Source organism: Polyangium mundeleinium (genome assembly GCF_028369105.1).
GTDB classification, from domain to species: domain Bacteria; phylum Myxococcota_A; class Polyangia; order Polyangiales; family Polyangiaceae; genus Polyangium; species Polyangium mundeleinium.
Genome location: NZ_JAQNDO010000001.1, coordinates 8810271 through 8830999, shown reverse-complemented (window position 1 = coordinate 8830999; position 20729 = coordinate 8810271). Strand labels below are relative to the sequence as shown.

Sequence of the window (20729 nt, the reverse complement as noted above, 5' to 3'; positions counted from 1 at the left end):
GAGGTCCGGGCGCTCGGGATCGATCATGGGGAGGCCCCAAAGCCAGGTCCGGGCGCTCGGGGGGGTCTTTGGGGAGGCCCCATCGCCGAAGCGGCACGCACGCCCGGCGCGGGAGGGCGTCGCGGTGCTGGGAGTTCTCGCGGAAGCACATGCCGCGTGCTGCTTCGTCATGGTGGGAGTGTTCGTCCGAGCCAGCCGCAGAGCTCTGCCGTCGCCAGCGGCAGGTTCCCCATCTGGCAATGCTGGTCGGCGTTTTCGGCGGCGGTGAAGATCCGGGTGGTCACGGGAGCGGCCGTGAGCGCGCGCGCCTGCAGAGCCGCGAGCGCAGGGGGCTGGAACCGGTCGCGTTCTCCCACGAAGAGGAGCGTCGGCACCGAGACCCGCTCCGAGCCGAGGTGCTCCCGGTTCATCCCCAAAAACCAGCGCGCCGCCGCGACCGGCTCCTCGGCGCGGGTCATCCAGTTCGCCTGGGCCACGACGTGCCGGAGGATCGGAAACATGCGCATCCTCCAGCGGATCGTCACGTTCATGAACCTCGTCCAGCCCACCATGCGGCGGACGAGCCAGGCGGCGAATCGGGGAAGCGTACCCAGCCAATCGTAGACCGGCGACCAGGAGACCACGGCGGCGATACGCGGCTCGCGCGAGGCCGCCCGGATCGCCCAGTACCCGCCCATCGACATCCCGACGAGCGCCGCGCGCTCCACCCGGAAATGATCCAGTACGGCCGCGACGGGCCGCTCCCAGTCGTGGGTGTGCGGCACGCCGTGGCGCGCGCGGGCGCCACCTTGGCCGGGCCCGTCGAAGGCGACGGCGTCGAAGCCGGCCTGGGAGACGCTGCGCCAGATGGGGAAGAATTCCTCGATCACCGAGTCGAACCCGCCGAACACCAGCACGGTGCCTCGGCGGGCGCCTACCGCGGGCCGGGTGAGGGCGGGCAGGAAGGCGCCCTCGAACGGCACCTCGTGGCGGGTGATGCCCTCGTCGGCGACCGCGCGATCCCAGAGCCCTCGGTATCGCTCGTACGCAGCGACCTGCACGTCGGAGGGGCGCGGGGTGAAGAACTCGGCCAGCCGCGCGCATCCGGCCGCCTCTGTCCACCGACCTTCACGTTCGGCTTCGCCGGCGAGCGCACCGAAGACCGCGGGTACATCCTCCGGCCGCTCGATCTGGGCAGCGCCACGCTCGGCGGTCGCCCGAGGCAGGGTGCCCAGCGCGTGGGCGCGGTTGAGCTGGTAGTTCACGAAATCGTTCGGGTGGAAGTGCTGAAATCCGATCGGGAGCTGAGGAGCGGGCATGGTTCACCCTCCGGTATGCTTGCTGGAGGAAACGGTCTCGACCGACAGTCCACACTCGTCGCAGCGGGAATGAGGAGCGCGCTCGCGACGCACATCGGCAGAGCGTGCCCGCATTGACGATCGCGTCCGTCCGCTCGACAACCTACTCATGGGATTTGCGCATCGGCGCGGAGAAAGGATGCTCTCATGAAACATGGGTTGCCGCTCTCTTGGTTCGTGGCCTTGACGAGCGCCGCCGCGCTGCTCTGGTGCACGCCCGCCGCCGCCGAGACAGACGAGACTGCCGAGGGCGCCGAGACGCTCCTGGAGGCGGAGGACGTGGAGGACAGCGGGGAGGTCGCAGAGGTCGAGCTCGCCGTGACCGTCTTCAATCGCAGAATCAGGAACGTCGGGTCCGGCCGCTGCGTGTCCACCGTCGGCGCCGAGGCCATCCCCCGCCTGACGAATTGCAGCACGGCCTCGACCCACCGGTGGGACATCATCCAGCTCCCGAATGGTCAGCACATGATTCGCTCGACGAATCCCCAGCAGAATGGCAGGTGCCTGAGCATCGCCGGCGAGGTGATCCGACCCGGTTCGATCGCCTTCATGGGCCGCTGCGGCGACCGCGCCGCCCGTCGCTGGCGCATCGGCAACGCCGCTCCCCGCACGATATGCGTCACCGCTCAGAACAACACGCTCTGCCTGGCGAACGTACCTGTGGGGACGCCCGTCCGGGTGCAGCCCTCCAGCGGCGGCGTGAATCAGCTCTGGCAATTCCCCTGAGGGCCTGGTTGAGCGTTCCAATCGACGTAGGGGGGGCTCAGCCTCTCACCAGAGTGACGACGGTGAACGCGACGTAGAGGCCGACCGCGAGCGCCCCTTCCAGGCGTGAGATCGTCCGTTCGCTCCGGATGTACAGCGCCCCGAGCCCCGTCATCACGAGCAGACCCGCGAGATCCAGCCCGAGCGTCCCCAGCGGCGCGCGCACCGGGCCCGCCAGCGCCGCCGCGCCCAGGCAGAGGAACGTGTTGAAGATGTTGGAGCCCACGACATTGCCGATGGCGATGTCCGCGTGCCCGCGCCGCGCGGCGATCACGCCCGTCACGAGCTCCGGCAGCGAGGTCCCCACCGCGACGATGGTGAGACCGACGAGCCGGTCGCTCATCCCGAGCGCGCGCGCGACCGAGACCGCGCCGTCGACGAAGATGTCACCCCCGAGGAGCAGGACCCCCAGGCCTACGCCGGCCGTCGCCGCGGCGCGCAAGGCTCCCCCGCGCTTCGGGGCGCCGGCCTCGTCCGCGGCCCGCTCGGCGACGGTCGCGTCTTCCCGGGCCTCGGCGACCATCGAAGCGGAGCGCGCAGCGCGGATCATCCATCCCGTGTAGGCGGCCGCCACGAAGAGCAGCCCGACCGCTTCCCAGCGGCGCACGGCGCCGTCGAGCATGAGCAGCGGGACGAGCAGCGCGCTCGCGACGAACATCGGCAGCTCACGCTGGCGAAGCGCGCCGTCCACCCGCGCCGGCCGGATGAGCACGGCGACGCCGAGGATCAGGCCGATGTTCACGATGTTCGAGCCGACGACGTTCCCGAGCGCCACCTCGCCGTGCCCGTCGATCGCCGCCTGCACGCCCACGATGATCTCGGGCGCCGATGTCCCGTACGCGACGACCGTGAGACCGACGAGGATCTGCGGCACGCGCAGGGCGAGGGCCAGCGAGGACGCGCCGCCGACGAACCACTCCGCGCCGAAGTACAGGAGCACCCCGCCCCCGACGAGCTGAATCCACGGGCTCGTCATCAGACCTCCGTCGAGCTCTCCGCCTCGTCGGCCGTCTGCGCGGCGCCTGCCGTCCCCACCGGCGTGAGGAGCGACCGGCCGAGGCCGAGCCCGAGGAGCGCCGCGCCGCCGCTCGCCGAAAGGACGCCGAGCTTCGCCGCGGCGAGGAGCGACGGGTCCGCAAAGGCGAGCTGCGCGACGAACAAGGCCATCGTGAACCCAACGCCGGCGACGACGCCGAGCACCACGAGGTGCCGCGCGCCGAGGCCCACGGGGAGCGTCGCGATCCGCAGGCGCAGCGTGATCCAGCAAGCGAGGAGCACGCCAACCGGCTTGCCGACGACGAGGCCCACGGCGGCGGCGATGAGGACACGCCACGAGGCGGGATCGAGCGACCCACCCGACACGGCGACCCCCGCGTTGGCGAGCGCGAACAGGGGCATGATGCCGAAGGCCACCCACGGATGGAGCGTCGTGATCAGGCTCTCGGCGGGCGACGTCGCTTCACGGCGCGCGAGGTCCACGTGGCGCAGCGTCCCCGCGAGCTCGTGCGACGAGAGCTCGTGCGGCGTGGACTTCGCGAGGTGCTCGAGCTGGTTGCGAATGCCGACGATGAACCCGTCCGGCCCGAGCCACGCGCGCACCGGCGTCACGAGCCCGACGATCACACCGGCGATCGTTGGATGCACACCAGCCGCGTAAATACCGGCCCACGCGACGATGGCCGGCGCGACATAAGCCAGCTTTGCGCGCACGCCGAAGCGCTGCATCGCGAACACGCCGCCAAACCCTGCCGCGGCGATCACGAACCCCGAGATCGAGATGCCCTTCGAGTAGAAGAGCGCGATGACGACGATCGCTCCGAGATCGTCGATGACCGCAAGCGCGAGCAGGAGCACGCGCAGCGCTGCCGGGACGCGTTTGCCGAGCAGCGTGAGGACACCGACGGCGAAGGCGATGTCGGTCGCCATGGGGACGCCCCACCCCGACCGGGTCGCAGGGGCGCCGGCGAAGCCGAGGTAGAGCGCCGCCGGAGCGAGCATCCCGCCCAGCGCAGCTGCGGCGGGGAGCGCCGCGCGCCGCCACTCGGAGAGCTCGCCGTGGTGGATCTCGCGTCGGATCTCCATCCCCACGACGAAGAAGAAGATCACCATCAGGCCGTCGTTGACGAACCACTCGAGCGTGCGCTCGAAGGTGAACGTGCCGACGCGGATTCCGAGAGGCGTGTGCCAGAGCAACGTGTAGCTCTCCGCCCAGGGAGAGTTGGCCCAGACGAGCGCGACGGCCGCGGCGACGAGGAGCAAGATGCCGCTCGCGGCCTCGATCTGGAGGAAACGCTCGAGCGGACGACTCGCGAGCCGCGTGAGGCGCAAGAGCGGCTCCCAGGCTTCGGGAGGCGACGAAGGAAGGGGGCTCCGCCCCGGGGTGTGCGTGGTCGACATGCTCGCTCCCTCGCCGGCAGATGCGCCGGCTGGGATGGCGGCCCGACCATCCTCGATCCTGCAGCGACCGTCGCTGCACCCTTCCGTGTGATGAACGCGCGCCGACCATCGCACGCTTTCGCCTGCCCGTCGAGTGGGCGCAAGGGTCGTCCGAAGATGGAGAGATGCTTCACGGCTTCGCGCCTCGCTCCCCTCGAGGAGCGGCCCTGGTCTTCCTCGCAGCCACGAAATGCGCGTACTCGTCTACACGGGCGGACGGACGCACTCCGCGCCGGTAGGCGGACCGCGCGAGGATGTGTGCTCCCACCGGGGCCGTCATCCCGACGAACAACATCGCGAGCACCGCCTTCGTCACGGCAGCCTTGTCTTGCACCTCGAAGGCGAGCGCGGCGAGCAGGAAAACGAGTCCCAGCGTAGCGGCCTTGGTGGGGGCGTGGATGCGAGCATAAAAGTCGCCCAAGCGAAGCACCCCCAACGAGGCCAGGAACATGAAGCAGACACCCAGAACGACGGCGACGGCCTCAATCAGCATGGGTTCCCTCCAGGTATGCGGCCAGGGACATGGTGCCCAGAAAGCCCAAAAGGAGCACCACGAGCGCCGCGTCGAGGAAGACATCGGTGTCGAACAGGCTCGAGAGGAGCAACAGCGCGCCCACGACGTTGAGCCCGAGGCAATCAAAGGCGAGCACACGGTCGAACGGCGAGGGCCCGCGGAGGATGCGCGCGAAGCAAAACGCGACGCCCACGCCGAGGACCGCGAGCGCCGGGAGCAGAACGGCGATCTTGAAAACGTCGGGGCTCATGCCGCGTCCCGGGGCGGCATGGGGCGCCCGCCGGCGCGGCGGATCATCCCTGCGAGCTGGCCGATACGCCGGCGGACGCCTTCTGGGTCGCCTCCATACAGGGCATGAACATAGATAGCGCTGCCGTCGTCCTCCGCATCGACGGTGAGCGTCCCAGGCGTCAGCGAGACGAGGTTCGCGAGCAGCGCCGTCTCGACGGGCGACAGGTTCGCGACCTCGAAACGAACGAGCGCCGGCACGAAAGCGGGTACGGGGCGGAGGATGTCGCGGGCGAGCGTGAGGTTGCTCCGCACGAGATCCGCGAGGAAAAACGCGAACAAACGCACGATGGAGGCGGCCGTCCGCGTATACGCGTGGCTCCCGCGGAGGCGCTGCACGAATGCGATCGCGACGAAGCCCATCCCGAACCCGACGATCAAGCTGCGCAGGGAGAAGGTCGCCTGGATGAACATCCAGACCACGGCGAGCAGCAGGTTCAACGCGAGCGCGCTCATGGGGCCACCGCATGGACTTCACGACGCTCGGCTGCGCGCACGGCGGCGACGTAGGGCGTGACGTCGAGGAGCTGCGTCGCCACGCGCTCGAGGTGCGAGAAGATCGGCGCGGCGAGGAGTCCCGTCAAAAGGGTCATCGCCGCGAGCGAAAGCGTCGCCCCGAGCATGCCGCGATGCTGGCCGCGCCCCGGGTATCGCTGGCCCTCCGGTTCGCCCCAGAAGACGGCATTCCAGATCTTCAACATGGATGCGAGCGTGAACAGGCCCACGAGCAACGAGATCCCCGTCGCGACGGGCGCGCCGGCCGCGAGGCCGCCCGCGACCAGGAACCATTTCCCCCAGAAACCGCTCAAAGGGGGCATCCCCGCGAGCGACATCGCGGCGACGAAGAATCCCGCCGCGAGCCATGGCTCCGTTCGCGCGAGCCCCCGCATGGCGTAGAGTTTTCCTGATCCGCCAATGCGCTCCGCGACTCCGCCGGCAAAGACGAGGGCCGTCTTCGCGACCATGTTGTGGAGCGTGTGGAACAGCCCCGCGGCCAGCGCGAGCGGCGTGAACAGGGCGAGCCCGAAGATCATGTAGCCGACCTGGCTCACGATGTGGAACGAGAGGACGCCACGGATCGTGCTCCGGCCGAGCGCGCCGAGGACCCCGACGAGCATGGTCGTGGCCGCGATGGCGACGAGCGCTGGCTGCCATCCGCCGGGCGCCGCCCCCCCGAGGAGCGGGATGGTGCGGAAGAGCGTGTACACACCCACCTTCGTGAGCAGCCCGGCGAAGAGGGCATTCACGGTGACGGGCGCCTCCGGATAGGAATCAGGCAGCCATGCGAAGACGGGAAAGAGAGCGGTCTTCACCATGAAGACGACGAGCACGAGCGCCGTCGCGCCCCAGAAGACCCCCGGCAGGCCGCCGCCTCCGGCGCGCAGGGAGAGCTCCGCCATGTTGACGGTGCCGGCCGCGCCGTACATCGCGCCCACGGCGGCGAGAAACAGCGCGCTCCCGACAAGGTTGACGATCACGTAGGGCACGCCCATTCGAACCTGCCGAGCGCGGCCTCCCAGTGCGATCAGAGCAAAGGACGCGAGCAGCATGACCTCGAAGAAGACGAACAGATTGAAGAGGTCGCCCGTCAGGATCGACCCTCCCACGCCGACCAGCAGGAACTGGTGCAGCGGATAGAAGTACCGGCGCTCGCGCTCCCCACGCAGCGAGCCCCCCGCGTAGAGCAGCGTCGTATACGAGACGATCGCCACGAAAAGGAGCATCACGGCGGCCAGCGCGTCCGCCACCCACACGATCCCGACGCGTGGGCTCCAGCCGCCGAGAGGCAGGACCAGGATCGCGCCGCGCGCCGTGCGCGCGCAGAGCAACATCGCGCTCGCGAGCAGAACGCCCCCGCTCACGAGCGCGGCCGCTTGCTGGAGCCGCGCTCGGCCCGTTAGCGGGAGCAGGAGCGCCGCCGTGATCAGCGGCAATACGACCGGGATCAAGACGAGGAGCGAATCCATCATGTCTCGCCGTCCCCCTCGACGTCATCGCGCCCCGAGGCGTCGTGGTGCCGCGTCGAAAGGGCCAAAAGGAACGCGGCCATCCCGAGGCCGATCACGATGGCCGTGAGGATGAAGGCCTGCGCCAGGGGATCGGCGAACGGGCCCCGGCTCGCCCCCTCGCCCTCGCCGAGGAGCGGCGGCGCCGCGCGCGCGGGCAGCCCCGCGGACGTGAGGACGAACAGATTGATGCCGTTCGATAGGAGCAAGAAGCCGATCGCCATGCGCTGCAGATTGCGGGAGAGGAGCAGGTAGAGCCCGCACGCGAAGAGGACGCCGGAAAGGACCGCGGCGAGGCCGATCATCGCGGGTTTTCCCCTCCGGCGAACGCGGCGAGCGTCGTGATCGTCGAGCCGACCACCACCAGAAACACGCCGACGTCGAAGAGGAGCGTCGTGGACAGGTGGATCGCAGCCGGGCGGGATCCGACGACGAAATGGGAATGCGTGAGGAACGGGTCGCCGGCGGCGACGGCGACGAGACCGGTCCCCGCGGCGACGAGGAGCCCGAGCCAGGCGGAACTGAGGACGCTCGGCCTCCACGCCCGCTCGGACAGGGCCACGTTCGCGAGCGCATGGAGGACCACGGCGGCCGAGATGACGAGCCCCGCGACGAAACCACCGCCGGGCGCATCGTGGCCGCGGAGGAGCAAGTAGACGGCGAAGAGGACGGCCACCGGGAGCACACCCCTCGCGACCTGGCGCAGGAGAAACGAATTCATGCCCCCTCCTTTCGGGTGCGTCCCACACGGAGGGCCACGACCCCGATCGCAGCAATGGCGAGCACGGTGATCTCCCCGAGCGTATCGGCGCCTCGGAAATCGACCAGAATGACATTCACCACGTTGCGCCCCTTCGCCTCGGGCAACGAAAGCGCGAGTTGCTCCGCGCCTGCTGGACGAGCGGCCGGATGGATGCCCGAAGCCCAGGCGAGGATCGCTATTCCGAGCCCGAGCGCAGCCGCGAAGAGCCCGTGCACGGCTCGCTGCCCGCGCGATCGCTCGTCGGCGCCCAGGCGCGGGAGCCGCTGAAAGACGAGCAGGAGGAGCAGCAGCGAGATCGTCTCGACCAGGATCTGCGTGAGCACGAGGTCCGGCGCCCGGAAGAGGACGTAAAAGACCGCCAACCCATATCCAGCCGCGGCCATCAGGACGACCTTGGAGACGCGGTCCTGCATGAGCACCGCGAGGACGGCGCCCGCGGCGACGATCGCGGCGGGCAGCGACGCGGCGGCGAGGTCGGCGGACCAGGCCTCTGAGCCGGGGAGCGGCGGGGGCGAGCCTCCGCGCATGGCGGCCGCCGCGGCCGCGGCGGCGAACACGAGCATGACGACCAGATACCGCGGATGCCCGCCCGCCTGCGCCGCGCGACTGAACCAGCTCGATGCGCCCAGAACGGTGAAGGCGATGCGATCGAAGGCGATTTGCGTCTCCGGTTGGGACGGCACTTCCGCATATCGTCTCCACAAGAGATACCCCCCGACTCCGAGCGCGAGGGTAGAGACGCTGAGCAGGAAGATGCGATCGATGTGGTGCCACACGGCGATCCACGCGGGCCAATGGGTCCCCGGCTCGAGCACGGAGCCGATGAACCACCCCGGGGCGATGCCCCCAATCACATGGGGCAAGAGGAAAACCGCTGGCACGACGAGCAGCCATCGTGAGAGCGCTGCCCTCGGATAGCCGCGCGAATCGGGCGGCAGCTTCGGCCCCCAGAACGTGCTCACGCAGAGCTTGAGCGCATAGACGACCGCCATCGCGCCCCCCACGACGGCCGCAGCGACAGCGGCGACGACGCCAGGGAATCGGGCGTGGAGGAGCGCTTCGAGGAACACCTCCTTGCTCATGAAGCCGAGCAGAAACGGGAAGCCCCCCATCGTGATGGCGCCGATCCCGATGAGCACACCGGCGACCGGCTCGCGCTGAAACCAGCGCTCCTCTTTCAGGATCGAGAGATCACGCGTCCCCGAGACCTTCTCCATCCACCCGACGAGGAGGAACAGCGCCGATTTGTAAAGCGCGTGGTTCGTGACGGAGAGCAACTCCCCGCGCACGATCGCTCCGTGGATCTCGGCGGGAGGGTATACGCCATAAAACGCCGTGAGGACGCCCAGGTTCGCGACGGTGCTGTGGGCGAGGAGCTTCTTCAGATCCCACGCGCGCACGGCGTCCCATCCGCCGACGAGAAACGTCGTGAGCCCCACGGTGAGCAGGAGGGGCTGGAACGCGGGCGACGCGCCGAAGATCGGCGATAGCCGGCCGATCAAGAAGATGCCCGCCTTCACCATGGTAGCGGAGTGGAGATAGGCGCTCACCGGCGCGGGCGCGGCCATCGCGCCCGGGAGCCAGAAATGGAACGGGACCTGAGCCGATTTGGCGAAGGCGCCGCCGAGCATGAGCAAGAGGGCGACATCCCGCTTGGGGCTCGCCAGGATACGCTCTGCGCGCGCGGGCATGCTGGAGAGGTCGTAGGTCCCGGCGATCTGCCCGAGCATGAGCGTACCTGCGAGCAGGGAGAGCCCCCCTGCGCCCGTCACCATGAACGCGCGAATGGCCCCCGCTCTCGCCTCCGGGAGCTGGCCGTCCATTCCGATGAGGAGGAAGGATGCGAGGGTGGTGAGTTCCCAGAACACGAAGAGCAAGAGCAGCGAATCCGAAAGGACGAGCCCGAGCATGGCGCCCGTGAATGCGAGCAACGCGGCCCAGAACCGCGGCGTGGCCTTTTTCCCGAGATAGGCGCGGCTATACTGGACGATGCCGAGGCCCACGCCCGCGATGAGCAGGACGAAAAACGCGCCGAGGTGATCCAGGCGGAGATTCGCCGTCATTCCCGCGGATGGGAACCAGGGGATCGTGACGATGTTCGTCTCCCCTGTAGCGGCCGCCGGCCAGCGCGGAATGGAGAGCGCGAGCACGAGCGCCGGGGGAAAAAGGGCGATCCGTCCCGCCCAGCGGGGCGAGAGGAAGAGTGTGGCCATAGCGCCCACGAAGGGAGTGGCGATGATGGCGATGAGTATCGTCTGCACACTGCGCTCCCCCGTCGCCGCGAAGGCGCCACGTTCGCGAACCCCGGGTTCGCGAAGAGACCGGTCCGAAGTTCGCGGGCGAACGGCCCGTTAGGAAGAAACGTGCCGTCAACCCGGCGGAGGATGGCGGACGAGGTTGCTCAGCAGCCCTGCCCGTCGTACGCACGCGGCTGCGTAATCGGGCGGCACGCAGACGACGCCGGGCACAGCGGCTCGAAACAGGCTGTGCCACAGCCACCTCGGCCACAAGTGGCCTCGCGGCAGGTCCCGGGGGACCACGACGAGATCGATGGCCTCTCGCTGCGCGAGGTCTTCGAGCACGCTCGCGTCCTGAACGCTGGTCTTTGTGACGCTTACCCCCAGCCGGCGGAGTTCGTCCCGGAAAGTCTCGACCTCATCGAGGGGAGGCTCGCAGCGGGACGGAGGCAGGCCACGATAAGGGTGCGCCGGTGTCTCCGCGCTGGCGTCCGAAACGCCTCCCAGACGCGAGACATACGCCAACCATGCTTCGCAGGGGCCGCCGGATCGGAGTTCGGCGATCCAACGCAGGGCGGCCAGCGAGCCCGGGCAGCACCCCAGCGCGATGAGGACGCGCAGCGGGGAATGTTCTCGGGCCCAGCGGAGCAGTCCATCCGCACGGTGGACGAGCATGACCGGAATGGGCGCGGCGCGGGCGATCCTCACGGCGGCCCAGGGGGAAGGGCGCTTGCGTACGACCCCCGGATGGGGCGAAAGCACGATCAAGCGCGCGCGATGATGCATGGCAATCCTGGGCAGCTCCGCATGCCATGCCCCCGCGGCGAGCTCGGGCTCGATCTGGATGCCGAGCTGCCGCAGGTCATCCGCCTCGCCGCGCAGATGCCTGCCGGCCGGCTCGTAGAGGGAGTCGTATTCTTCGGCGAGGGCGAGCTCGGCGCCGAGCTCATCGACGACGTGGACGAGGTGCAACTGGTCGCCGAGCAACAACGCGAGTGCTGCGGCAGCCTGGTTTGCCTGATCATTCTCGGGCGCCAGCGTGGTACCGCAAATGATTGACACGGCACCGTGTGTTGCAATCGTCGTGCCCCGAGGACGGGCGCGACGTAGCTTGACGCGACGATCAGCCGCTCTACGTCGTGAGCCCGCCCCTGTGCTGGTGGCTCACGAGATCGAGGGGCGATCGATGCTGGAGATTGCCCGAGCGCTCGGCATCCGCCTGAAAACCGCCTACGCCCGCCTGCAACTGGCCCGCAACCGCCTCGCGCTCTGCGCCCTCTTCTGACGCTCCCGCTGCCGAGCCCGCCGCCAAACCGGAACGTCCTTCATCGACGGATGTCCTCCCGATCCGCAAAACCTGACCGACCGACACCGATGACGCGCCCGCCGGCGCAAACCTTCACCGTCGGTCGTCGCCCCGGGTTTCCTCCGACCGAAAATGACCTCGTCGGCGCCCGACGCCGGGGTGACGGAGCTGCAAAACGGGGATGTTGGCGGCCCACGCAGGCGCCCCCGGACTGCAAAACGGGTGCGTCGGCCGAACACGAACCGCCTCTCCGCCTCGAACGGGAGGCCGCTTCCGCGCCACGCCTTCGTTTCCGCGCGAGGGCCGAGGCCGCGGCGAGCGCCGAGGACACCCGCCCGGCGCGGAACGCCCACGTCGGCGGCTCCCTCCGATCGTCTGCCTCGCTCCGTCCTACAGGCGAGGGAGGTATCGTCTTGTCTTGATCCCGTCGGAGAAACCGCGCATCGCGCGGCTCCTCCGCCCTCGGTCCAGGCCGTGCCTGGCCCGGGGTGAAGGGGGCGGGGAGCCCCCTTCTCGGGTGCGGGGCGACGCCCCGCGAACCCGGTTCAGACCTTCTTGACCTGCACGCCGAGCTCGTCGAGCTGCTCGGGCGCGACGCCGGTCGGCGCGTCCGTCATCAGGTCCGTTCCCTTTTGCGTCTTCGGGAAGGCGATGACGTCGCGCAGGCTGCCTGCATTGCAGAGCAGCATCGTCAGGCGATCGAGGCCGAAGGCGATGCCGCCGTGCGGGGGCGGGCCGTACTTGAATGCGTCGAGGAGGAAGCCGAACTTCGCGCGGAAATCGTCCTCGGAGAGGCCGAGCGCGGCGAAGACCTTGGCTTGCACCTCGCGCTGGTGGATACGGATCGAGCCGCCCGCGATTTCGTTGCCGTTGAGGACGAGGTCGTAGGCGCGCGCCTCCACCCGGCCGTTGTCCGTGCCGAGGTATTGCACGTGCTCCGGCTTCGGCGACGTGAACGGGTGATGCGCGGCGACCCATTGCCCGCTCTCGGCTTGCTCGAACATCGGAAAATCGGTGACCCAGAGGAAATGCCATTGCCCCTCGGGGACGAGCCCGAGCTTGTGGCCGAGGTGCAGGCGCAGGCCGCCGAGCACTGCGTTCACCAGCTTGAACGAGCCGAACTGGAAGAACAGGAGGTCTCCGGTCCCGGCGCCGAGCGCTGCGTTCACCGCGGCCCGCGCTTCGGGCGTCACCGTCTTGCTGAGCGGCGACTGCGTCCACTCGCCGCCCTCGCCGACGCGGGCGCGCGCGAGGCCCCGCGCGCCGAATCCCTTCACGAACTCCTCCAGCTTGTCGGCCTCCGTGCGCGAAAGCGACGCGGCCTCCTTCGCGGGGATCCGCAGCGCCTTGATGATTCCCTTCTGCTCGAGCGCGGTCTTGAAGAGCGGCACGCCGCCGCCTTCGAGCGGGCCGAGGATCTCCGTCAGATCGGCGAGCTCGAGCCCGAAGCGCAGGTCGGGCTTGTCGGAGCCGTATTTGAGCATCGCCTCGCGGTAGCTCATCCGCCGGAACGGGCGCGGGAGGTCCACGTCGAGCACGTCCTTCCAGGCGCGCGCGATGAGGCCCTCCATCGTCGTGTAAATGTCCTCCTCCGTGATGAAGGACATCTCCACGTCGACCTGCGTGAACTCGGGCTGACGATCGAGCCGGAGGTCCTCGTCGCGGAAGCAACGCACGATCTGGAAATACCGCTCGAAGCCCGCGACCATGAAGAGCTGCTTGAAGATCTGCGGCGACTCGGCGAGCGCATAGAAGTTGCCCGGATTCAGGCGCGAGGGGACGAGGAAGTTCCGCGCGCCGCCGGGGGTGTACTTCACCATGAAAGGCGTCTCGAGCTCGGTGAAGCCCTCGCCGTGGAAGTAATCACGCGCGGCGCGGTAGAGCTTCGAGCGCACCAGGAAGTTTCGCTGCAGCGCGGGCCTGCGCAGATCCAGGTAGCGGTGCTTCAGCCGGATTTCTTCGCGCGTGTCGATGTCGTCTTCGATCAGGAAGGGCGGCGTCTCCGAGCGCGAGAAGATGTGGAGCTTCTCGGCATTCACCTCGACCTCGCCGGTCGGGAGCTTCGGATTGGGCTGCCCACCCGACGAGACGCGCGTCACTACCTTGCCCGCGATGCCGATGCAGTACTCCGAGCGCAGCTCGCTCGCGAGCTCGTGCGCTTCCTTCCCGATCTCCGGGCCGAAGACCACCTGCGTCAGGCCCTCGCGATCCCGCAGATCGATGAACACCCGGCCGCCGTGGTCCCGGCGATGCGCCACCCAGCCCATCAGCACAACGTCCTTGCCGACGTCGCTCGTGCGCAGCGCGTTGCACGAGTGCGTGCGCTTCTTGTCCACCAAAAATTCCGACATGGCGGCGCAGCATAGTCGCTCACGCCGCCACATCAACGGGCCAGGCAGCTCGCATGGTCACTTTTTCGTGACCTCCCCAACGCAGCCCCGGAACGCTCGCGGGGGCAAAGCGGACGCCGTCGCGCCGTAAGGCTTCGCTCTGCAAGGGCGGCTTTGGTAACATGGCCGCTCGTCCAGAGTGTAGCTTTTTCCCTTCACGAGACGGAGCGAAGAATGTTGGCAGCGAAGCGATGGTGGTTTGCTCTTCCGGTCTCGCTCGCGGCAGCGTGCGGGGCGGACGACAGGGGTCCGCAATCGGGGGATGCTTCCCTTTCGGTGCAGGCGAAGACGCCCCCGGCAGGGGACGTGGTGGATCACGCGGGGCTGCGCGCAGCCTACGTGGCGGCGGTGCAAAAGGACGCCTCCCCCGCGTATCGCCTGGAGCGCGGCGCGAAAGGCACGATTTCCGCCCGAAATCCGGCGCAGGGCCTCTCCGCGGAGCTCTCCGCGGCGGGCGTGCGGGTCGCTGCCGACGCGCGCGCGGATCGCCCGTTCGACCTTTCCCTCGACGCCGTGGGCTGCGAGGGGGATCTCACGCCGGCCGCCGAGGCCTCGCCCGAGGCGAACGGCAATCGCGCCGAATATCGCCGCGGTGATGTCGTGGAGTGGTATTTGAATGGCCCGCTCGGCCTGGAGCAGGGCTTCGATCTCGCGAAGAGGCCCGCGTGCCGCGAGGACGGCGGCGGGACCGTGACGCTCCAGATGCGCGCCGAGGGGCTCCTGCCCGAGCTCACGGCCGAGGCGGACGCGGCGCTCCTGCGCGACGAGGCCGGCGAGGTCATCCTCCGCTACACCGATCTTCACGTCACGGACGCGAAGGGCCGCGTGCTCCCGTCGTTCCTCTCGGCCGAGGAGGGGCGGCTCTCCATTCACGTAGACGACACGGGCGCGATCTATCCGATCGTGGTCGACCCCATCGTATGGTCCGAGGCGCAAAAGCTCCTGGCGAGCGACGGGGCCGCGGACGACGCGTTCGGGTATGCGGTGGCCATCGACGGGGATACGGCCGTCATCGGCGCGCCGGACGACGACGACGCCGCCAAGGGCGTCGACGCGGGCTCGGCGTACGTGTTCGTCCGGAACGCCGGGAACAATACGTGGACGCAGACGCAGCGGCTCCTCGCGGGCGACGCCACGCTCACGGCCGGCGACCGGTTCGGCCGCGCGGTGACCATCTCGGGCAACATCATCGCGGTCGGCGCCCCGCTCGACAACGCCAGCCGCGGCGCGGTCTTCGTCTTCCAGCGCACGGCGTTCGGCTCGAATTTCACGCAGCTCCAGAAGATCATCGCGGCCGACGTGGCGTCGGGCGACAGGTTCGGCTCGTCGGTCGCGCTCTCGGGCACGACGCTCGTGGTCGGCTCGCCGTTCGACGACACCGCCCCCAATACCGATTCCGGTTCGGCCTACGTCTACCTGAAGGGCGCGACCACGTTCGCACAACAAGGCGGAAAGCTCACGGCGGGCGCGGCGTCCGCGAGCCAGGACGAGTTCGGCACGTCCGTCGCGATCTCGGCCGATACCATCGTCGTCGGCGCGTACGGCGACGACGACAATGGCTCGGTATCGGGCTCCGCGTTCGTGTTTTTCCGGACCGGCAGCACCTGGGCCCAGCAAGCGAAGCTCGCCCCGCCCGACGGCAAGCAAAACGATTGGTTCGGCTACTCGGTCGCGATCGCGGGCGAGACCGCCCTCATCGCAGCTCCGCTCGCGCTCGCCTCCCAAGGCAAGGTGTACGCGTACACGCGCTCGATGGGCGTATGGGCGCAGCAGGCGCAGATCCTCGCGGCGGATGGCGACGGCGGGGATCAGTTCGGGCAATCCGTGTCGATCGTCGGGGACACGGCGGTCATCGGCGCGCGGTACGACGAGCCGCAGTCGACCGGCTCGGCGTACGTGTTCCTGCGGAACGCGGGCGTGTGGGCCCAGGAGAAGAAGATCACGGGCGCGGACGCCGGGATCGGGGCCCAATTCGGCCACTCCGTCGGCGTGAGCGGCTCCTGGGCGCTCGTCGGCGCCGAGGCGCACAGCGGCGCGGCCGCGAACAGCGGCGCCGCATACCTGTTCACGCCGCAGAACAAGCTCGACAATGGGCAGGCCTGCCAGACCGGCAAGGACTGCGCGAGCGGCTTCTGCGCCGACGGCGTCTGCTGCAACACGGCATGCGGCGGCGGCGCGGCGAGCGATTGCCAGGCCTGCAACCTCGCGGGCGCGGTGGGCACCTGCACGCCTTCCGCGGCCGGCACCGAGTGCCGCACGGCGGGCGGCGCCTGCGACGTGGCCGAGGCGTGCGACGGGACGAGCACGGCCTGCCCCGCCGATACGAAGGTCGCGGCGGGCACCGAATGCCGCGCCTCGCTCGGCGGCTGCGATCCGGCGGAGACGTGCGACGGCACGAGCAACACTTGCCCGGCGGACGCGTACGCCGCGGGCAACACCGTCTGCCGCGCGGCCGTGGGCGCGTGCGATATCGACGAGATCTGCGACGGGTTCACGCCGCTCTGCCCCGGCGACAACCTCGTCCCGGTGGGCACCACGTGCCGCCCGGCGGCGGGCGGCTGCGACGCGGCCGAGAGCTGCGACGGCGTGAACGGCGCTTGCCCGACGGACGCGAAGGTCGCGGCGGGGACCGAGTGCCGCGGCATGGCGGGCGCTTGTGACGCGGCGGAGACGTGCGACGGCGCGTCGAACGATTGCCCCGCGGATGTGCTTTCGAGCGCCGGCACCGTGTGCCGCGCGGCGATCGGCCTTTGCGACGTGGCGGAGAGCTGCGACGGCGCGACCGTGGATTGCCCGGCCGACGCGCTCGCCGCGGCAGGCGCGGCATGCCGGCCGGCGGCGGGTGAATGCGACGTGGCCGAGCTCTGCGACGGCGCGACGAGCGATTGCCCGGCGGATGGCGCGATGGCCGACGGCACGGTTTGCACCGACGGCAGGTGCGAGGCGGGCGTCTGCGAGACGGGCGAGGGCGGCGCCGGTGGTGATGGCGGCGCGGGTGGCGGCGGTGGCGCGGGTGGCGGCGGCGGCGCGGGCACGGGTGGCTCGGCCGGCGCGGGCGGCAGCCTTCCCGTGGACGACGGCGGCTGCGATTGCCGTGCCGCGGGCACCACGCGCGGCAACGCGGGTTCCGCGGGCGCCCTCGGCCTCGCGCTTGGCCTCGCGGCTTTCGCGCGGCGCCTGCGCTCGCGGCGCGCTGGGTTCTAGTCGGAAAAACTCATCTCACCTCTCTCCCGCGAGGGAGAGGGGTGGGCTGAGGGAATCGTCCGGCGTGTGAGAGAATCGTCCGGCGTGTGAGAGAATCGTCCGGCGGGGAAAACCAATCGTCGAAAAACAGCCGGGCGATTCAGCCCATCGCCGGCGTCGGCCGCCGCGACGTCCTTCGCTGGGCGAGACCGGCGACACGCCCGGCGAGCTCTGCGTCCGTCAAGCCCTTCGACGCGTACCCGTGGGCTCCTACGCTCACCGCGAGATCGGCGAGCTCCGGGTCCGACCTGTCGCCGACCAGCATGATCCGGGTTTGTCCGAGCCCGAACGCGTCCCGGATCATCTTCACGAGCAGACCGCCGTCGAGGCGCGGCATGTCCACGTCGACGAGCACGATCTCGCAGCCCGTCTCGCGGACCGCGTGCAGGCTGCCGAAGGGACCTTCGTGGAAACGCGCCCGCATGCCGGCCTTTTCCAGGCAACGCACGGCACGCTGGCCGAAGGTCGGGTCGTCGTCGATGATCAAAACGCGGGCCATGGAAAGCCCTTTTGCAAGGAGCGGTCCATGGTCGGGAATCGCTGGAAATGCCTGAAAAGAAAGGGCTTCTCGGCCCCCTTTGTCCAGGACGTCTTGCAGGGCTAAACGGCGGGTGCGCGCCGGCTTTGCACTTCTGCGATCTCGGCGCACCCGCGCCGCTCAGAACGTCCCGCGCACGCCGGCGGTGCCGAGCCCGAGGACGGGCGTCCACGTGATCTCGGCCTTTTTCTCGGCCTTTTTGGGGTCCTGCGTCGGGCCCGCGAGGAGCAGCGGCACGCCCACGCCGAGACCTACCACGCCGACCACGAGGCCCGCCGTCGTCGCGTAGCGGAGCGCATCGAAGAAGTCCGCGTCGGCGTGGAACTGCGGCTGACACGTCCGATTCGGGCACTTCGATTCGAGCTCCTGCTCCTTCGAAAGCGCGAGCCCGCCCGTCACCCCGAACGCCACCATGCCGCCCGCGCCGACGCCGATCCCCACCCAGGCGATCGTCCTCCAGAACGGATCCGGCTCCGGTGGCTTCGGCTTCGGCAGCGGCGGGAGCACGAGCACGACCTTCTCCGTCTGCTTCACGACGAGGTCGACCTTCTTCTTCACCTTCGTCTCGCCGCGACGAACCTCGACCTCGTGCGGCCCGGGATCGATCGGGCGCTTCTGCCCGAGCAACGCGAGCGGGATCTGCGTGCCGTCGACGAGCAGCGTGATGCCGTCGCCCAAAGGCCCCGTGACCTCGATCGTCAGGCTCGGGAGGAGCGGCAAGAGCTCCTCGCGCTCCTTGAGCGCGTCGGCCTGCGCCTTGCGGAACGCCGGCGTGACCTGCGTGCGCGACAGATCCATGCGCGTCACCGCGAGGTAACGCTCCGTGGCCTCGACGAGGCGGCCGAGCTTCACGAGGCTCCGCGCCGCGCGCAGGCCGAGCGTCGGCGCGGGGACGAGCTGATCGGCGAGGTTGAACTTCTCGAGCGCCTCGGCGTACTGGCCCTTGTCGAAGAGCGCGATGCCCTCCTCGCCGAGCTTGCGCGCGGCGCTGCGGGTCGCGAAGTCCTGCCCCGAGCTCACGGCCGGCGCGAGCCACGTGAGCGCGGCGAAGGCGAGCGGCAGGCACGTCCGGAAGGGCGCTCGCGTGGGCTTCGAGGGAGGGCGGTTCATCGGTTCGTCGGGCTCGTGGTCGTCTAGAAGCCGAGGACGTCTTCCTTCGTGTTCGTCTTGTTTCCGGTGCGGATCTTCGGGCCTGCGCCCGCGTCGGGCGCGCTCGGCGCGGGCGGCGCGCCTGCGTCGTTCGTCGCGGCGGTCGCCGGGATGGGCACATTCGGCGTGGGGCTCGTCACGGCGCTCGGCGGGCTCGCAGGAGGCGATACGCTCGCGGCGGGGCGGAGCGCGGAGGGCGTCGGGGCCGGCGGGTCTGGGTCACGGCCCTTCACGATCCACACCGCGCCGACCACGCCGATGAGCAGCACCGGCAGCACCGCGAGCGCGATCGTGAGCGCGCGCCGCGAGCTCGGGTTCGCGGCTCCGCTCGACCAGGCCGTGTTTCGCCCCGTGGGTTCCGGCCGGCCCGATTGCACCATCGAGCCGAGCGGCACGGTGGCTGCGCCTCCGCCCTGGCTGCGCAAGAGCACGAGCGAGAGCCCCTCGGCGAGCTCGCGCGCGGACTGGAACCGGTCCTTCGGCTCGCGTTGCGCGGCGCGCGCGAACCACGCGTCGAAGCCGAGCGGCACGTTCCGCGCGACCTGGGACGGCACGGGCAAGGGCGCCGAGCAGATCCGCATGAAGAGCTCGCCGAGCGTGCTGCCCGAGAACGCCCGCACGCCCGTCACGCACTCGAACGCTATCATCGCGAGCTGCCAGAGATCCGAGCGGGAATCGATGTCCTTGCCGAGCACCTGCTCCGGGCTCATGTACGCGGGCGTCCCGAGCACCGTGCCCGCGTGTGTCTTCAGGTGCGGATCGTGGCCGCCGTCGGCCGTCTTCGCGATGCCGAAGTCGAGGATCTTCACGACCTCGCGGCCCTCCTCGACGGAGAGGAAGACGTTCTCCGGCTTGAGATCGCGATGCACGATGCCCTGCTTGTGCGCCTTCTCCAGGCCGCGCGCGATCTCGCGAAAGAGCCGCACCGCGTCCGACGCGGGCAGGACGTGCGTGCGCGCGAGCCGCTTCGCCAGGCTCTCGCCTTCGAGCAGCTCCATCACGATGTACGCGACGTGCCCCTGCGCGCCGTGATCCATCGTCTGGACCACGTTCTCGTTCTTGAGCCTCGCCGCCGCGCGCGCCTCGTGGAGGAACCGCGCCATCGTCTCCTGCGGGTTCTGCGCCGACGCGAGATCGACGAGCTTCACCGCCACGGTCGTGCCGAGCGACGTGTGCTCGGCGCGCCAGACTTGCCCCATGCCGCCGGCCCCGATGGGCGTGGTGAGGCGATACTTGCCCCCGATGATCGAGCCCGGCGCCCAGGGGCTCGGCCTCACGCTCTGCAGCTCGGGTTCAGCGGGTCTCACGGCGGAGACCAAAGTCTAAACCACGACACGTGGATTCGGGAAACACCCCGTGCGTGGTTCCGACCGATCTAACGTGGCCCGCGGCTCATCCGCATCGGCACCTGGGCCGCCGGACCCTGCGGCGGCAGCGCCCTCCGCACCTCGATCGAGCGCGTCTCGTCGTACTCCGGCTCGCCATCGACGGAGAGCGAGGGCCAATCGGGAAAATAGGTCCCCGGCGGGATCACCACGGCATACGTGGGCGGCTCGGGCACGAGCGGCGCCTCGGCCGCGCGTCGCACGGCGCCGCGCCCGCAGCCCACGGCCGACACGGCGAGGCCCCACGCGAGCGCGAGCAGGGAGAACCGAGAGCAGGCCGAAGATCCCATGCCCACGCACCACGCAAGGCGCGGGCCGGGGCGGTGTGCAGGACGTGCGCGACTGAATCCCGGCCAGTCGGGACGGACGTAT

At 69.8% G+C, this 20729-nt stretch carries 19 protein-coding genes; 3 read left to right on the top strand and 16 right to left on the bottom strand.

Annotation, left to right across the window (positions count from 1 at the left end):
- Positions 1–167: 167 nt before the first annotated feature.
- Complete coding sequence (locus POL67_RS34925; protein ID WP_271924952.1) at positions 168–1298, bottom strand: alpha/beta hydrolase; 1131 nt, start codon at positions 1296–1298, stop codon at positions 168–170.
- 186 nt (positions 1299–1484) lie between these two features.
- On the opposite strand from POL67_RS34925, the gene POL67_RS34920 reads away from it, so the two are divergent.
- Positions 1485–2063 carry an RICIN domain-containing protein gene (locus POL67_RS34920; RefSeq protein WP_271924951.1) on the top strand — a complete coding sequence of 193 codons (579 nt, stop codon included), beginning with the start codon at positions 1485–1487 and terminating at the stop codon, positions 2061–2063.
- Positions 2064–2100: 37 nt separating this feature from the next.
- On the opposite strand, the gene POL67_RS34915 is transcribed toward POL67_RS34920, so the two are convergent.
- The 10 genes from POL67_RS34915 to POL67_RS54355 form a co-directional block, all read right to left on the bottom strand.
- Complete coding sequence (locus POL67_RS34915; RefSeq protein WP_271924950.1) at positions 2101–3078, bottom strand: calcium/sodium antiporter; 978 nt, start codon at positions 3076–3078, stop codon at positions 2101–2103.
- The gene (nhaA, locus tag POL67_RS34910; protein ID WP_271924949.1) at positions 3078–4499 is read right to left on the bottom strand and encodes a Na+/H+ antiporter NhaA; all 1422 of its coding nucleotides are present in this window, start codon (positions 4497–4499) and stop codon (positions 3078–3080) included. Before nhaA ends, POL67_RS34915 begins: the two co-directional genes overlap by 1 nt.
- Positions 4500–4668: 169 nt before the next feature.
- Positions 4669–5031, bottom strand: a complete 363-nt coding sequence (mnhG, locus tag POL67_RS34905) for a monovalent cation/H(+) antiporter subunit G (protein WP_271924948.1) — start codon at positions 5029–5031, stop codon at positions 4669–4671.
- Positions 5021–5302 (bottom strand): MrpF/PhaF family protein, encoded by a 282-nt coding sequence (locus POL67_RS34900; RefSeq protein ID WP_271924947.1) that lies wholly within the window; start codon positions 5300–5302, stop codon positions 5021–5023. The genes mnhG and POL67_RS34900 overlap by 11 nt, the downstream gene beginning before the upstream one ends.
- Positions 5299–5796: a Na+/H+ antiporter subunit E gene (locus POL67_RS34895; RefSeq protein ID WP_271924946.1), complete on the bottom strand. Its 498-nt coding sequence runs from the start codon at positions 5794–5796 to the stop codon at positions 5299–5301. Before POL67_RS34895 ends, POL67_RS34900 begins: the two co-directional genes overlap by 4 nt.
- A complete protein-coding gene (locus POL67_RS34890) occupies positions 5793–7310 on the bottom strand; it encodes a proton-conducting transporter transmembrane domain-containing protein (RefSeq protein ID WP_271924945.1) in 1518 nt (505 codons plus the stop codon). The genes POL67_RS34895 and POL67_RS34890 overlap by 4 nt, the downstream gene beginning before the upstream one ends.
- Positions 7307–7651: a sodium:proton antiporter gene (locus POL67_RS34885; protein WP_271924944.1), complete on the bottom strand. Its 345-nt coding sequence runs from the start codon at positions 7649–7651 to the stop codon at positions 7307–7309. The genes POL67_RS34890 and POL67_RS34885 overlap by 4 nt, the downstream gene beginning before the upstream one ends.
- Positions 7648–8067, bottom strand: coding sequence for an MnhB domain-containing protein (locus POL67_RS34880; RefSeq protein WP_271924943.1), 420 nt, complete (start codon positions 8065–8067; stop codon positions 7648–7650). The genes POL67_RS34885 and POL67_RS34880 overlap by 4 nt, the downstream gene beginning before the upstream one ends.
- Positions 8064–10322, bottom strand: coding sequence for a hydrogen gas-evolving membrane-bound hydrogenase subunit E (gene mbhE, locus POL67_RS34875; RefSeq protein ID WP_271924942.1), 2259 nt, complete (start codon positions 10320–10322; stop codon positions 8064–8066). Before mbhE ends, POL67_RS34880 begins: the two co-directional genes overlap by 4 nt.
- 156 nt (positions 10323–10478) lie before the next feature.
- Entirely contained in the window at positions 10479–11408 is a 930-nt protein-coding gene (locus tag POL67_RS54355; protein ID WP_373372378.1) for a universal stress protein, read from the bottom strand.
- Between POL67_RS54355 and POL67_RS34865 the strand changes: the two genes are divergently transcribed.
- On the top strand, positions 11398–11631 hold the full coding sequence (locus POL67_RS34865; RefSeq protein ID WP_271924940.1) for a sigma factor-like helix-turn-helix DNA-binding protein: 234 nt from the start codon (positions 11398–11400) through the stop codon (positions 11629–11631). The genes POL67_RS54355 and POL67_RS34865 overlap by 11 nt on opposite strands.
- Positions 11632–12197: 566 nt before the next feature.
- Here POL67_RS34865 and aspS read toward each other — a convergent pair.
- The gene (gene aspS, locus POL67_RS34860; RefSeq protein ID WP_271924939.1) at positions 12198–14003 is read right to left on the bottom strand and encodes an aspartate--tRNA ligase; all 1806 of its coding nucleotides are present in this window, start codon (positions 14001–14003) and stop codon (positions 12198–12200) included.
- Positions 14004–14216: 213 nt separating this feature from the next.
- On the opposite strand from aspS, the gene POL67_RS34855 reads away from it, so the two are divergent.
- Positions 14217–17246 carry a hypothetical protein gene (locus POL67_RS34855; protein ID WP_271924938.1) on the top strand — a complete coding sequence of 1010 codons (3030 nt, stop codon included), beginning with the start codon at positions 14217–14219 and terminating at the stop codon, positions 17244–17246.
- A 139-nt stretch (positions 17247–17385) separates the two neighbouring features.
- Here the strand turns inward: POL67_RS34855 and POL67_RS34850 are convergent, their stop codons facing one another.
- The 4 genes from POL67_RS34850 to POL67_RS34835 all read right to left on the bottom strand — a co-directional run bounded on the left by POL67_RS34850 (position 17386) and on the right by POL67_RS34835 (position 20647).
- Entirely contained in the window at positions 17386–17784 is a 399-nt protein-coding gene (locus POL67_RS34850) for a response regulator (protein WP_271924937.1), read from the bottom strand.
- A gap of 159 nt (positions 17785–17943) precedes the next feature.
- Positions 17944–18933: a hypothetical protein gene (locus POL67_RS34845; protein WP_271924936.1), complete on the bottom strand. Its 990-nt coding sequence runs from the start codon at positions 18931–18933 to the stop codon at positions 17944–17946.
- A 23-nt stretch (positions 18934–18956) separates the two neighbouring features.
- Complete coding sequence (locus tag POL67_RS34840; RefSeq protein WP_271924935.1) at positions 18957–20279, bottom strand: serine/threonine-protein kinase; 1323 nt, start codon at positions 20277–20279, stop codon at positions 18957–18959.
- 68 nt (positions 20280–20347) lie between these two features.
- Entirely contained in the window at positions 20348–20647 is a 300-nt protein-coding gene (locus POL67_RS34835; protein WP_271924934.1) for a hypothetical protein, read from the bottom strand.
- Between the last annotated feature and the right edge of the window lie 82 nt (positions 20648–20729).